The following is a 15,063-nucleotide window of genomic DNA, read 5'->3' as shown; positions in this document are numbered from 1 at the left end:
TGATGTATCAGCAGTTAACAAATGGAGAAGTATTGAAAAACATTGCTCAGGAAGTGGAAGCGATGATTTCTCCATTACATAAGCAAGTGGACGAACGAATCGAAGAAAATCAATTTCGCGTATTACAAAGTTATCAAGCACATAAAGTGAGTGATTCCCACTTCATCCCGACTACTGGGTATGGATACGATGATATGGGCCGCGATACGCTGGAATTGATATACGCAGATGTTTTTGGAGCGGAAGCTGGATTGGTGCGCCCTCAAATTATATCAGGCACACACGCCATCTCCACCGCTCTTTTCGGCATTTTGCGCCCAGGGGATGAATTGTTATACATAACAGGAAAGCCGTATGATACTTTGGAAGAAATCGTCGGTATCCGGGGGACGGGTATTGGATCTTTACGTGATTTTCAGATCAGCTATAAGGCCGTTCCGTTGGCGGATACTGGAACCGTTGATTTCGAAGCCGTCGAACATGCCATTCAACCGAATACGAAGATGATCGGTATACAAAGATCAAAAGGGTATGCTACACGTCCTTCCTTTACAATCGATGAAATAAAGGAAATGATTTCCTTTGTTAAAGGCATTAACCCGGAAATCGTCGTATTCGTGGATAATTGTTATGGAGAGTTTGTTGAGACACAAGAACCATGTCATGTCGGAGCGGATTTAATGGCTGGTTCACTCATTAAAAATCCTGGCGGCGGGATAGTGAAAACCGGTGGATACATTGTTGGTAAAAAGGACCTGGTTGAAGCTTGCTCTTATCGGTTAACATCACCAGGAATAGGGGCTGAAGCAGGTGCTTCGCTTTATAGTCTGCAGGAAATGTACCAAGGATTCTTCCTAGCACCGCATGTCGTGGGCCAAGCTGTTAAAGGAGCCATGTTCACAGCTGCCTTTTTAGAAAAGCTCGGTATGAATACATCCCCAAAATGGGATGCGAAACGAACTGACTTGATTCAATCCGTTCAATTTGATGAACGGGATAAGATGGTTGCCTTCTGTCAGGCCATCCAATATGCATCACCAATCAATTCACATGTGACACCATATCCTGCCTATATGCCGGGATATGAGGACGATGTAATCATGGCTGCAGGCACCTTTATACAGGGGGCCAGCATTGAACTGACGGCAGATGGTCCGACAAGAGCTCCATATGTTGCTTATGTTCAAGGCGGATTGACATACGCCCATGTTAAAATGGCTGTATTGACTGCTGTGAATGCGCTAATGGACAAAAAGCTGATCCGATTGTAATTGAAATTAAATAAGGTATGTTATGGAATCCAGATACATTTGGATTCCAGTAAGAGTAATAGTCATAATATTTGTGTAGTAACAAATCATTTAATTTTTCTGAAAAAATCACGTCATAAAATGTAACATCATATTGACAAGTTTAATAACATGATATAAGATTATATTAAGATAAACAAAAGGAGGATGCTAAGAATGAGCGGCAACAACATTCGGCGTTCGATGCCTCTTTTTTCCATCGGAATCGTCATGCAGTTAACTGAGTTGTCTGCACGCCAAATTCGGTATTACGAAGAGCATCAACTTATTACTCCTATGAGAACAGATGGAAATCGTCGGGTCTTTTCATTAAATGACATCGATCGACTGCTTGAGATTAAAGATTTAATCGAACAAGGAGTCAATCTGGCCGGCATTAAAAAGATTTTCACTGTAAAGGAACAGAATTTACCTAAAACCCAAGAATTAGAACAAGCGGAAAAAATAAGGCATGACCTTAGTGACGAGGATCTTCGCAAGCTTCTGCGTGCCGAGCTTTTACAAGGAAGCAAGCATCGAACATCTCTTAGACAAGGGGATATGTCCCGTTTTTTCCAATAAAAAATATGATTTATGAATTATTAGGGGGAATAGAAATTGGCAAAGTTCACACGTGAAGACATCACTCGTTTAGCGAAAGAAGAAAATGTTAAGTACATTCGTTTACAATTCACTGACATTTTAGGGACAATTAAAAACGTTGAAATCCCAGTCAGTCAATTAGAAAAAGCACTTGATAATAAAATGATGTTTGATGGATCTTCCATTGAAGGCTTCGTTCGTATTGAAGAGTCTGACATGTACTTATATCCTGATCTAAATACATGGGTTATCTTCCCTTGGACTTCCGAAAAAGGTAAAGTTGCACGTTTGATCTGTGATATTTACAATACGGATGGAACTCCTTTTGATGGAGATCCACGTGCAAACCTAAAACGTGTTCTTGCAGAAGCAAGAGAAATGGGCTTCACAGATTTCAATCTTGGACCTGAACCTGAATTCTTCCTATTCAAACTGGATGCAGCAGGCGAGCCGACGCTGGAATTGAACGATAAAGGCGGATACTTTGACCTTGCACCTACTGACCTAGGAGAAAACTGCCGTCGTGATATCGTTCTTGAGCTTGAAGAAATGGGATTTGAAATCGAAGCATCCCACCATGAAGTAGCTCCAGGACAACACGAAATTGACTTTAAATATGCAGATGCGATTTCAGCTTGTGATAACATCCAAACATTTAAATTGGTTGTTAAAACGATTGCCCGCAAACATGGTTTACACGCAACATTCATGCCAAAACCATTGTTCGGTGTTAACGGATCTGGAATGCATTGTAACGTTTCTCTATTCAAAGGCAACGAAAACGCATTTTATGATAAAGAAGGTAAATTGGAATTAAGCAAAACAGCTGAGCAATTCATCGCGGGTATCATTAAGCATGCTCCAAGCTTCACTGCGGTAACAAACCCAACTGTTAACTCATACAAACGTCTAGTTCCTGGTTACGAAGCTCCTTGTTATGTTGCATGGTCTGCTAAAAACCGTAGCCCGCTAATCCGTATCCCAGCTTCACGCGGAGTAAGTACTCGCGTAGAGGTACGTAGTGTCGATCCAGCAGCAAACCCATACTTGGCACTTGCCGTTCTGCTAAAAGCTGGTCTTGACGGTATCAAGAACGACTTGACTCCTCCAGCTCCAGTTGATCGCAACATCTATGTAATGAATAAAGAAGAACGTGAAGAAGTAGGTATCGTTGATCTACCAGCTACTTTATATGCTGCATTGGAAACATTAAAATCTGATGAAGTCATCAAAGAAGCATTAGGTGAACATTTACTTGAACACTTCGTCGAAGCAAAAGAAATCGAGTGGGATATGTTTAGAACACAAGTTCACCCATGGGAACGCGAACAATATATGTCAATGTATTAATATCTCAAACCCTTGGCACCTCTGGTGTCAGGGGTTTTTTGTTTGGTGGGCATTCTTTCATATCAATTGCCCGATAAATGCCCGGAAAAAAATCTATTCAAGGGCATTATTAATATCCTCCTCAAAAATATCCATTGTGTTATGTTCAATTTTTAACTGATTTGTAATTATACATCTGCTGTGATTTCATATTGCCATGTCCTAAACGCTCTTGAATGTATTTCATGCTTGCGCCAGCCTGTATATTGATTGAGTGAATAGGCAAATAGGGAAGCTCTGCTTTTTTTGGATTCACGCAATTGAATTAAAAAGGTTTGATTTTGGCTTGTAGTTACCATTTTTGCATAATACAAAATTAAATATCATGATAGCTAGAGCTTTTAATTTGGATTACCATTAATTAAGATACTTAATTTATCAGGAGGAAATAAAAAAGCACCAATAAGGTGCAGGTGCTCAGTTAAGTAGCTTTTTAAAGTAATGAATATTCATTATGTTAATAGCAATTCCGATTATCGTAAACATAATAATATCAATTAGATTAGTTTCATCCATAGAATGATAAGGAGCGAAAAGTTCAATATAATATGTATAAGCAATGATAAATAAAGGTATTGAGCATACGAAGGTACGCAAGAATAGAGGAATCGTTAAGCTAATGAATGGTAAGAAAAAATCTAAATCTTTTCTACTTCTGTTGGTGGTCACGATTTATATGAGGGATGAGAAAGAAGAGTGTGATGTTTGAGCTTAACACATAGTCGGAAAGGTTCGAGTTGGTAAGGTATTATTAATAGATTTAGAGCGTTAGCCAAAAGGGTTAACGCTATTTGTGTTTACAAAATAGCTAGTAATATTATATTGTTAAAATATTTAATGAATAGTGATGTTGATAAAACGCTAGTCATATAAGTATTTCAAGTCCTTCACGACGAGGGTTTATCTTATTTTTTCTTAACTTCAAAAAAAGATAAAAATCTTTTGCGTTTACTTCATTCACTCTTTTCCCTTAGATTTCCGTTGCGGGAATTTTAATTGGAGTGATAATTGCAGTATTAACACATTGCCTTTTGTCCAAGGTAAAAGCTATAAACATTACTAATAGAAAGACCAATTTTCCAAGAACAAAGTGGATGAAAGATTGGTTAGCTATGGAAAAGTATATAGACTTGGTCCACTAACAGGTGCTTTAGCTGAAGATCGGGGCTGACTTTATGCAGCTCTTTCTTTATTTAACTAAAGGTTCAGGTTAGCACAACCTGAACCTAAAATATTATTGAAGCGTATTTAGATTTTGTGCCCTTAAAAAGCTTACAACCACCTCTCCAATTTGTCTGCCTAAACTTAAACCTTCCTTATTATCCACATTAAAATGTACCCCAGCGTACAAACGAGATTGAGCACTTTCTTCCATTATTTTTATTAATTCTGAAGACTCTTGAGGGAAGAAATAACTTAATACTGTCTCTGCACAGCCTGCCACTGTTGCGTGTGCAGAAGGGTAAGCTGGAAAACGAGGGGTAAACAGCACAGTAGACAGATTTCTGCCATATTGATTTGGACGTGCAACATCCCAATGATATTTTAAGAACCACGTGATAACAAAGGTATCATTCATAGCCGCGTGGAAATAACTCTGAACCCTTGCAACACTAGGTGACCCCAGCATATACTTTTCAGCTAAATTGAAAATTAGAGTGGTAATTTTCGCCGTTAATTCACCTGTTCCCCAATATCGTGCGATGCGTATTTGCTGGGAAGTCAATGACTTAAATGTCTCTTCTACAATGAATAATTCAGTTTCCCAATCAATATCAAGTGGATTTTTAACTCGCCAAATGATTCGTTTATGAAAGGGGTCCAGGAAATCATTGTCTCTTCCCCTTGAAATAAAAAACATTGGCCAATTTCCTGCCTCTGGAGAACCTTTAGGTGGGAGACTTTCCCCTGGGTAAGGAAACTCTGTCCATCTTCTATAACTTGTTCTCATAAAGACCACCCCCTAATAAATGTTCTCCTTGTTCCTTATGATTAAGAGTAATGAAGTATGACCATTTAACTTTTTGATTCCTTATCAGAGGAGAAAGAGTGAGTTATACATTTAGATCAAGATGTGTTTTACTTCAATTCCCTGGATGCTGAGGCAGACTTTGCAACTATCGAGGCAGTAAGTTGAAGAAGGAATTATAAATGTTACCCAAGAATATATAGAATTACGACATCGTTATATAGGTAATGTCTAAGTTGAAATAGAAAAATAGGAGAGGGGAGTTATAAATGCTTGGAATCACGAATGGAACTTTGGCAGTGTCTGGGGCGACACTCTATTATGAAGTGCGTGGCTCTGGTCCTCTACTTTTGATGATACATGGTGGAGGTGGAGACGCAGATAAATTCCAATTTGTCGCAGATAATCTTGCTAACCGGTACACAGTTGTTACTTACGATCGCCGTGGACATTCCCGCAGTAGTCTCTTCAATCAAACTGAGAATTACCGTGTGAAGACACATAGCGACGACGCTCACCGTCTGCTAGCTAAATTGACTGATGAACCGGCGTACGTATTTGGAAGCAGCTCTGGTGCTGTCATCGGACTCGATTTATCCATACGGCACCCGATGCAACTACGAATATTGATACCACATGAACCAGTCTTATTGCAATTATTATTAGGCAATGAGCTCAAACAGGCAAAGCTATTCTTGGAATCCCTTAAGAAAAATCATCAAAGTGAGGTCTTAAAGTTATTGTCAAATTCGGAAAGGGACATAATTAATAATTCCAAGAAATCGAAGTATGCGATAACAGAGCGTCTTATAAGTAATTCAACTTACTTTGTTGAACATGAAATCCCGGGGATTATAAACTATTCACTAGATATAAATACTTTGAAGTCAGTATTAAAATCTTCATCGATGCAGATACTTCCAGCCGGTGGCATTGCTTCAAGAGAATTTTTTGCTTATGGATGCTCAGTAGCTTTAATGGAACAACTAGGAGCTAATTTTGTGGAGTTTCCTGGGCATCATGGAGGCTACAATTCAGAGCTTCATAAGAAGTTTGCTGAGAGGCTGCATGAGGTTCTCCATGACGGAAATTAAACGGAAGGAAATAAGATGGATATTTTTTATTCAAGATGGATGGGAAACCCATAATAGTACTTTCTGGATGTTTACATATAATCAATTATAAGGGGGTGCTACGGCACCTTTTCTTCTGGAACTCCCATGAAAATTAAAAAGCAGAAAAAACCACAATAAAATAGACCCAGTAAAAACGCTTTTTAAAAAAGGCTGAGCCTTATGAGTAATCTGATTGAGTTTGGTCAATCGTTAAAACAAAAACCTCCAATCATAGCATATTAAGTAGAGGCTAGCGCGACGGCAAACGAAAACAGTATGAGAGTATATGAGGACTGTATAACACATAGCATAACAACAGATAGTCCTTTTACTATTTGGAATTTAATGGAGGATTCTGGTGGAATTATTGGCTGCGCAGGTCTTATTAGCAATGATTTTATTAGTCGTATGGATTTATGGCCTTGGTTATATTGAAAATAGCTATCGTGGTAGGTCTTTAGGCAAAGAGTTACTTTTACGTGCTAAAGTTGATGCTGAAAAAGCAGGATTCAATAAAGTATTCCTTTGTACTGACCACATTGGATACTATGAAAAATATGGATTCACTTATATAGGTGACGGATACCATCCTTGGAGAAGCAGTTCAAGAATTTATGAGAGCAATAACCAAAATAATCATTCTTCAGGTAGAGATTTGTTATCCAATAATCGCTCTTCTTAATGAACTAACGGTTGCATGATTTCGAAGTTGAGAACATATTAGTATTATTTTGAAACATTTAAAAACTCAACTCACGGAATATGCAGTGAAGCTATTTTATGGCGTGTTTGGTTACATTTATAAGAAATAGGGAGGACATACGAATGAAAAAAGTATTAGTTTTTATTACAGATGGTTTTTCAGATTGGGAAGCAAGTTATGTGACTGCAGAGTTAAATAAACCAGGGACGGGATTTCAAGTTCAGACAATTGCGATTGACAAGGATCCTAAAATTTCAATGGGTGGATTGACTGTTCTGCCGGATTATAGCTTACAAGACTTTTCTTTTAAATTGGAATTTGGGATGTTGATTATTCCTGGCGGAACTGGATGGAGAGAAGAAAAAAATCAGCAGGCAAAGAAGCTTGTGGATTTTTGTTTTGGAAAGGATATCCCGGTTGCAGCAATTTGTGATGCAACTACCTTTTTAGGGAATCACGGATTTCTTGATCATCATAAACATACAGGTAATTCATTGCCTTATTTAAAAGAAGGTGCACCTAATTATCGAGGCGATGAAAAATATATAGAAGAACAATCTGTTAGTGATGGCTGTCTAATCACAGCTAATGGAAGTGGGGCACTAGAATTTTCAAGAGATATTTTAAGCAAATTGGATGTTTTAGAAGGTAAAGAACTAAAAGAATGGTATGCTTTATTTAAAACAGGTTTTATCAAAAGTTAGTTTCTTGGATATCTTGACGATCATCAATGATATCGTCCCTGCAAATCGACGAGGAACGGGTCTTTTTTAGCGACACCGAGATAGAACCCCACTATGATCTATTTTACCGGATTAGTAATCTTGAAGAATAGCTGTTCCATTTCGAAAACTCTTATTTATGATTTTAGTTCTTCAAGAAAAGGGCGCGATTCTTGAAGAAGTTTCGCTTTTCTTATATAACTAACCGGTGCGTTAGCTGAGGATCAGAGCTGTCTTTAGGGCAGCTTTTTGTTTATGGAACTATCGGGGCAATTTAGTCTTAAAGGCTGGAACTATTATGCAATGTAAACGTCTCTAAATATATATGGAGGTGGAGTAAGATAGTGGAAGGTAACGGGATTATCGACTCCCACCCACCAATCCGATTCTGGATAGATGGGTGGCAATCTTCTTGATGTTCTGGCAGGCTGCTGAGAGTAACACTTGTCCCCTCACTTTTATATTCCCGTGTAACTATTTTACCCGTTCGTAAAAGTATACTTTACGAACACTTTTCGAGGGTATCACAAAAGGTAAAGCCCGGATTTAGACAGACTATGGGTTTTGTATTTTCTATAAGACAGGAACCCTATATCATATCTAAATGAGTTATTTCCCAATGTTTATTCTTAATAAGTTGCTCTAAATTCTCTTTATCTCTTTTTTTAAAATAATTAGTAATTTCTTTATGATCTTCATTCATTTCCTCTAATACGGCAAAAAGCTTTTCTTCATTATTACTTAAATAAATTTGTCTAACAAAACTATTTTGTAAAGAATCAAGAAGATCTATTAATGTAGGATTATTGCATTTATCAATATATACTTTATGGAATTGATTTTGGTATTTTTGATAATCTAAATAATTTTTTGTTGAAATTGAAAATTCAATTTTCTTAACCAAATCTTCCATACGTTCAATATCACTTTCTGTGATATGTTCTAAAGATAAAGAGGCTGCTAAAGAATCCAATACACTAACAATTCGAAATACATCTAGCTTTTTCTTGGTATCAAGTTCTTTTACAATAAATCCTTTTCTAGGAAGATACTCGAGTAAATTGTCTGAAGCTAGTTGTATCAAAGCTTCCCTTACAGGAGTTCTACTTACTCCTAATTTTTCGCATAATACCGATTCATTTATCTTATGCTTAGGAAGTAAGGTTCCGTTCTGAATTCTTTCAGTTATATAATCATATACGAGATCTTTTAATGATTGATATTTATTTTTGATAGCGTTTCCTCCTAAGCCAAAAATTAACATTATATAGTATACAATATATAATTCGAAATTCTTGTCTTTTATATTAGCACCATCTTTTACAGACTTCAATATCTCCATTATTTATTATTATATTAAAGATATAAAACGACTCCTACATCCATTTTTTTTATGAATTGTTGTTTTTCAAGTTGATAAAGCTTATAGCATTAGAAATAATGCAGTTTTTTAAAAAGAATTTTTAAGAATAAAAAAATAAAGCATTGAAAAATAGATACGTTAATTATATAATTCGATATGTAAAATATTTTCAGACTATTCTGTACTATATACAATATATAATATAAAGTATAAAGTATATTTTTGCATTTGTTTTAAGTTTTTTAAACTATTTGTATTGGTTACCTTAATGTTTAGAAAAAACCAAGATAACATTAGGTGAACTGTAATGTGGAAGGGAGGGGGGTGGAGTATAAAATATACAATATATTATATACAAAATAAAATTCATGTTTCAACAAGACCATTTTTACAAAGTTATAAAATTAGAGGTGGAAAAATATGAGTGAGAATAACTTTAAAGATGTGCACGATGGAACAAAAGCGGTATGGGCAGGAGAAAAAGAATCTCTTGCATATAATGCAACCCAAGTTCCAGTAGTTCTTAGTGTAGCCTACAATTACGATGACGTGGATGAATGGCAAGAAGTTGCCCTTGGAAATAAACCTGGTTATACCTATAATCGAATGGCAAATCCGACTGTTCAAGCCCTGGAAGAAAAATTGAGGATACTCGAGGGGGCAGAGGAAGCTGTAGGTTTTTCTTCAGGAATGGCTGCTATTAGTAGTACATTATATACATTTCTAAGACCGGGAGATCGGGTTGTATCAGTTAAAGATACTTATGGAGGAACCAATAAAATTTTCACTGAATTCTTGCCCAATCTTGATGTCGATGTGACATTGTGTAATACCGGAAACCATAAAGAAATTGAAGCTGAAGTGGCCAAAGGGTGTAAAGTGCTATATTTAGAGTCTCCTACTAACCCTACTATGAAAGTTACTGATATTGAGAGGCTAGCAAGAGTCGGAAAATCAGTGGGTGCATTAGTTATCATAGATAATACGTTTGCTACTCCAATTAATCAAAATCCTCTTCAATTAGGAGTTGATATTGTAGTCCATAGTGCAACTAAATTCTTAAGCGGACATGCAGATGCATTAGGTGGCATAGTATGTGGCTCTGAAAAATTAATGAAAAAAGTCTATCATTTTCGTGAAATTAATGGAGCAACTATGGACCCGTGGTCAGCTTACCTTATTTTAAGAGGGATGAAAACGTTAAAGCTTCGTGTACGGCAACAAGAAAAAAGTGCAATGGAAATTGCAAAGTATCTTCAAAAGAAAAAGCTTGTTGACGCAGTTTATTACCCGGGATTGGAAGCGCATCCACATCATGATATCGCAAAGAAACAAATGAGAGGGTTCGGTGGGATATTAAGTTTTGTATTAAAAGATGAAATGAAAGCTATCAAAATTTTATTATCAAAATTAAAATATGCAAACAAAGCTGGAAATCTTGGAGCCGTTGAAACTATATATGGGCCTGCAAGAACGACCAGCCATGTTGAATGTACTATTGAAGAGCGTAAAGCCCTTGGTATCCCAGAAGGTTTAGTTCGTATCTCTGTAGGTATCGAAGATACAGAAGATCTTTTAGCAGATTTAGAGCAAGCTTTTTCTTACTTAGAATCCAATTACCCTGTTAGCTGTAGTTGAAAGCAAAAATATTACTAATGGAAGAGGTATTGAAATATGACACATAAGATAGCATTACTTGGATTTGGTGTAGTTGGTCAAGGGTTAGCTGAAATTTTACAAGATAAAAGTGAGTCACTACGTAGTGGGTTTAACTTTGATGCAAAAATCGTTGCTATTTCTGATGTTATGAAAGGTTCCCTTTATGATCCAAAGGGGTTGGATCTTTCTTTAGCGTTACAAGCTGTAAAGGAAACAGGAAAATTAGATAGTTACCCTGGAACTTCTAGCTTGGTAAGAGGGTGGGATAGTTTTCAAACAATACGTGAGAGTAATGCAGACACTGTTGTTGAAATTACCTTTACTGATGTAAAAACAGGACAACCTGCCATTGATCATTGTAAAGCAGCATTTGAAAGCAAAAAGAACGTAGTAATGAGTAATAAAGGTCCAGTTTCTCTAGCTTATCAAGAGTTAGCTGAATTAGCAAAAAAAAATGATGTTCGTTGGGGGTTTGAAGGAACAGTTATGAGTGGAACCCCAGCATTAAGAATGCCTCTGAGTTCATTGGCAGGGAACAGCATTTTTGAAATACGGGGGATTTTGAATGGAACAACTAATTATATCCTAACTAAAATGGAAGAAGGATTGAGTTATCAAGATGCATTGTCGGAGGCACAAGCTCTTGGTTATGCAGAGGCAGATCCTACTAGCGACGTTGAGGGATATGATGCTCAATATAAAGCTACCATTCTTGCTAACATTGTAATGGGTATTCCAATGAAACGAGAAGAAGTAGAATGTGAAGGGATTAGTCATCTTACGGAAAAGGACATTGAGTGGGCAAAATCAGAAGGTAAGAGATGGAAGTTAATTGCTAAATGTATAAAGGATGGCGATAAAGTCATTGCAAAGGTAGGACCTGAAGCTATACCTCTTACAGATCCTTTAGCTGGAGTTTTAGGTGCACAAAATGCTATTACTTATGATTGTGATTTAGCTGGCCCGATTACCTTAATTGGAGCCGGAGCTGGACGTAAAGAAACAGGATTCTCGATTCTTATTGATTTAATCAACATTAACCGTGATCAATTATAATTCGTTTCATTCTTAAAATTATGAGTTGAAAATTACTTATCTTGAGGTGATTTTGTATGATATTTACTGACAAATTAATAAATAAAAATAAAATGTTTCTTGCTGGGGAATGGGTATCTCGTGATAAATGCATTGAAGTCTTGGATCCACAGGATCATAGTTTAATCACAACAGTTCCTGCTGCTAATGAAAGCGACGTCATTTATACAATAGAAGAAGCAAAAAAAGGAGTTAAAATAGCAGCAGATATGCCAACACACGAAAGAATTGCTATTCTTCATCGTGCTGCGGACTGGATCCTTGAAAATAAGGAAAGATATGCAACTACTATTGCTCGTGAAGGAAGTAAAACAATTAAAGAAGCAAGAAAAGAAGTACTACGTTGTATTGAAACACTTCGTATAAGTGCTGAAGAAGCAAGGAGAATTAATGGAGAAACCATTTCGTTTGATCAAATGCCCGGAAGCGAAGATCGCATAGGTTACTATTATCGTTTTCCTATTGGCATTATTGTAGCTATAACACCTTTTAACGATCCATTAAATCTTGTTGCACATAAAGTGGGTCCTGCTATTGCTGCTGGGAACGCTATTATTGTAAAACCAGCAACTGTAACACCCTTAAGTGCTCTCTTATTGGCAGAAGCTTTTGAAAAAGCCGGTTTGCCACCGAAAATTTTATCCGTCATTACTGGTCATCCAGGTGACATGGGAGATAGCCTAATTACTCATTCAGCTATACGAATGATTTCTTTTACAGGAGGACTTGCCACTGGCAAAGCAATTATTCAAAAAGCAGGTTTGAAAAAGATATGTATGGAGCTTGGATCAAACTCACCCGTTATTGTATTGAAAGATGCTGATTTAGAAGAAGCTGTGAAATCAACTGTTTCTGGAGCATTTTGGGCAGCAGGACAAAATTGTTTAGGGGTACAAAGAATATATGTCCAAGAAGGTGTTTATCATGATTTTATTGGTAAATTTATAGATCGTACTCAACAATATCGAGTAGGTGATAAATTATTAGAAGAAACAGATATGGGACCAATGATCTCCGAAAAAGAAGCAAAACGTGTTGAAAGTTGGGTAAATGAAGCTGTTGAGAAAGGTGCAAAGTTGCTTTGTGGTGGAAAACGTGAAGGGTCTTTTTATCAACCTACTGTTCTAGTTAACGTACCAGAAAATTGTAAATTGGCAACTGAAGAGGTTTTTGGCCCAGTTGTTACCATTTATAATGTTCCTGATCTTGATACAGCTATTTCCCAATCTAATCGTGTAGATTTCGGACTGCAAGCAGGTATATTCACTCGTGATTTAGATAAGGCATTGGGTGCCATACGTAAACTTGATGTAGGTGGAGTAATGGTAAATGATAGCTCAGATTATCGCATTGATGCGATGCCTTTCGGAGGTGTAAAAGGTTCTGGTTTAGGTCGTGAAGGAATTAAGTTTGCACTTCAAGAAATGACTGAACCAAAAGTTGTTTGTTTTAAAGTTAATAAAACAATATGATGACATAAGGGCTGACCTGTGCAGGTCAGTCTTTATGTTAAAGATTCTGATTTTTCTGTAATAATATAAACTTTGGATATTGTTATCTATTAAAATAAGTACTTGTAGAGTAGTAAACGAGGAGGAGACTAGATGCCAAACACAAATGATACCAATGAAAACCAGTTGAAACGTTCAATGAAAAGCAGGCATTTGTTCATGATTTCGCTAGGTGGTGTAATTGGAACGGGTCTTTTTCTGAGCAGTGGATATACAATTAGCCAAGCTGGACCAGGAGGTACGATTCTCGCTTACTTAGTAGGCGGATTAATCATGTACCTTGTCATGCTATGCCTAGGCGAACTAACTGTTGCAATGCCAGTAACAGGTTCATTTCAAACTTACGCTACCAAATATATCGGTCCTGCTACTGGATTTACTATTGGTTTAATGTACTGGCTTACTTGGGTGGTAACGGTAGGTTCCGAATTTACTGCCTCTGGACTGTTGATGCAGAGGTGGTTTCCTAACACTTCTGTTTGGATGTGGAGCGCCGTCTTTGCGATTCTAATTTTTTTACTTAATTCCTTTTCAGTAAAAATATTTGCAGAAACCGAATTTTGGTTTTCAGGTATTAAAATAATTACTATTATCTTATTTATTGTACTTGGAGGATCTGCAATGCTTGGATTTATTCCAATGGATGATAGAGCCTCTGCCCCCATGCTTTCTAATTTCACTGCAGATGGTGGTCTTTTCCCAAATGGCCTGCTTCCAGTTTTTATGGCCATGATTTCCGTTAATTTTGCCTTTTCAGGAACAGAACTTATTGGCATTGCTGCTGGAGAAAGTGAAAATCCAGAAAAAGACGTTCCTAGATCTATTAGAAATGTAATTTGGCGAACAATGTTTTTCTTTGTTGGTGCAATTTTTGTGTTATCTGGTTTAATCTCTTGGGAAGAAGCAGGAGTCATTGAAAGTCCATTTGTGATGGTTTTTGACAACATTGGAATTCCTTATGCAGCTGATATTATGAACTTTGTTATTATTACAGCTTTACTCTCAGTAGCAAACTCTGGTCTATATGCATCTACTCGTATGTTATGGTCTCTTTCAAATGAGAAAATGATAAGTTCATTTTTTGGAAAGATAACGTCAAATGGAGTACCATTGAATGCTTTAGTTATAAGTATGGCAGTAGCTTGTTTATCTCTATTATCTAGTGTATTTGCACCTGATACAGTTTATGTAGTACTTGTGGCCATATCAGGATTTGCAGTAGTAGTAGTTTGGATAGGGATTGTTTTATCACAATACATGTTCCGTAAACATTTTTTGAAAATGGGTGGAGATATTAAAAATTTAAAATTCCGTACACCACTTTATCCTTTTGTACCCATTGCTGCTTGTGTTTTGTGTCTTGCTTCCTGTATTGGTCTTGCTTTTGATGCGAGCCAAAGAATTGCTCTGTATTGTGGAGTACCTTTTATTATTTTATGCTATGTCTTCTACTATATGAAAAATCGAGGAAATAAGAATCAGGTAAATTCTTATAATGAAACGGATGATTATATTAGGAATATTAAGTAAAGAGATTTTTTACTAATGGGTGCGTTAGCTGAAATTTGAGCTTCCCTGAGGGCAGTTGTTTCTTTATACAACTTTGGCAGTTAAAGTTCAACTTAGTACAAAAATAAATAAAAGC

At 36.7% G+C, this 15,063-nt stretch carries 12 protein-coding genes; 10 read left to right on the top strand and 2 right to left on the bottom strand.

Going from position 1 to position 15,063, the window contains the following annotated elements; genetic code table 11:
- Window positions 1-2: 2 nt before the first annotated feature.
- The 3 genes from ACFX4H_RS26040 to glnA all read left to right on the top strand — a co-directional run bounded on the left by ACFX4H_RS26040 (window position 3) and on the right by glnA (window position 3,242).
- The gene (locus ACFX4H_RS26040; protein ID WP_377436511.1) at window positions 3-1,271 is read left to right on the top strand and encodes a methionine gamma-lyase family protein; all 1,269 of its coding nucleotides are present in this window, start codon (window positions 3-5) and stop codon (window positions 1,269-1,271) included.
- 195 nt (window positions 1,272-1,466) lie between these two features.
- On the top strand, window positions 1,467-1,871 hold the full coding sequence (locus ACFX4H_RS26035; protein WP_034313425.1) for a MerR family transcriptional regulator: 405 nt from the start codon (window positions 1,467-1,469) through the stop codon (window positions 1,869-1,871).
- 36 nt (window positions 1,872-1,907) lie between these two features.
- Window positions 1,908-3,242 (top strand): type I glutamate--ammonia ligase, encoded by a 1,335-nt coding sequence (glnA, locus tag ACFX4H_RS26030; RefSeq protein ID WP_034313424.1) that lies wholly within the window; start codon window positions 1,908-1,910, stop codon window positions 3,240-3,242.
- 1,273 nt (window positions 3,243-4,515) lie between these two features.
- Here glnA and ACFX4H_RS26025 read toward each other — a convergent pair.
- Window positions 4,516-5,232 carry a vanadium-dependent haloperoxidase gene (locus ACFX4H_RS26025; protein WP_377436509.1) on the bottom strand — a complete coding sequence of 239 codons (717 nt, stop codon included), beginning with the start codon at window positions 5,230-5,232 and terminating at the stop codon, window positions 4,516-4,518.
- Between the two features lie 287 nt (window positions 5,233-5,519).
- Here ACFX4H_RS26025 and ACFX4H_RS26020 point away from each other — a divergent pair, with 287 nt between their 5' ends.
- The 3 genes from ACFX4H_RS26020 to ACFX4H_RS26010 all read left to right on the top strand — a co-directional run bounded on the left by ACFX4H_RS26020 (window position 5,520) and on the right by ACFX4H_RS26010 (window position 7,772).
- Window positions 5,520-6,344: an alpha/beta fold hydrolase gene (locus tag ACFX4H_RS26020; RefSeq protein ID WP_377436507.1), complete on the top strand. Its 825-nt coding sequence runs from the start codon at window positions 5,520-5,522 to the stop codon at window positions 6,342-6,344.
- 379 nt (window positions 6,345-6,723) lie between these two features.
- Window positions 6,724-7,047 (top strand): GNAT family N-acetyltransferase, encoded by a 324-nt coding sequence (locus tag ACFX4H_RS26015; protein WP_237752145.1) that lies wholly within the window; start codon window positions 6,724-6,726, stop codon window positions 7,045-7,047.
- Between the two features lie 143 nt (window positions 7,048-7,190).
- Window positions 7,191-7,772 (top strand): type 1 glutamine amidotransferase family protein, encoded by a 582-nt coding sequence (locus ACFX4H_RS26010; protein ID WP_063591623.1) that lies wholly within the window; start codon window positions 7,191-7,193, stop codon window positions 7,770-7,772.
- A gap of 607 nt (window positions 7,773-8,379) precedes the next feature.
- Here the strand turns inward: ACFX4H_RS26010 and ACFX4H_RS26005 are convergent.
- Complete coding sequence (locus ACFX4H_RS26005) at window positions 8,380-9,123, bottom strand: GntR family transcriptional regulator (protein WP_249599117.1); 744 nt, start codon at window positions 9,121-9,123, stop codon at window positions 8,380-8,382.
- A gap of 450 nt (window positions 9,124-9,573) precedes the next feature.
- On the opposite strand from ACFX4H_RS26005, the gene ACFX4H_RS26000 reads away from it, so the two are divergent.
- From ACFX4H_RS26000 to ACFX4H_RS25985, 4 genes are all read left to right on the top strand, one after another.
- On the top strand, window positions 9,574-10,791 hold the full coding sequence (locus tag ACFX4H_RS26000; protein ID WP_249599116.1) for a cystathionine gamma-synthase family protein: 1,218 nt from the start codon (window positions 9,574-9,576) through the stop codon (window positions 10,789-10,791).
- Window positions 10,792-10,827: 36 nt separating this feature from the next.
- On the top strand, window positions 10,828-11,868 hold the full coding sequence (locus tag ACFX4H_RS25995; RefSeq protein WP_249599115.1) for a homoserine dehydrogenase: 1,041 nt from the start codon (window positions 10,828-10,830) through the stop codon (window positions 11,866-11,868).
- A 56-nt stretch (window positions 11,869-11,924) separates the two neighbouring features.
- Window positions 11,925-13,379, top strand: coding sequence for an aldehyde dehydrogenase family protein (locus ACFX4H_RS25990; RefSeq protein WP_249599114.1), 1,455 nt, complete (start codon window positions 11,925-11,927; stop codon window positions 13,377-13,379).
- A 132-nt stretch (window positions 13,380-13,511) separates the two neighbouring features.
- Window positions 13,512-14,948, top strand: coding sequence for an amino acid permease (locus ACFX4H_RS25985; RefSeq protein WP_377436504.1), 1,437 nt, complete (start codon window positions 13,512-13,514; stop codon window positions 14,946-14,948).
- Window positions 14,949-15,063: the final 115 nt, after the last annotated feature.

This window comes from Peribacillus sp. YIM B13477, assembly GCF_042787955.1.
In the GTDB taxonomy this organism is placed as follows: domain Bacteria; phylum Bacillota; class Bacilli; order Bacillales; family DSM-1321; genus Peribacillus; species Peribacillus frigoritolerans.
This window is presented reverse-complemented; position numbering and strand designations above follow the sequence as displayed.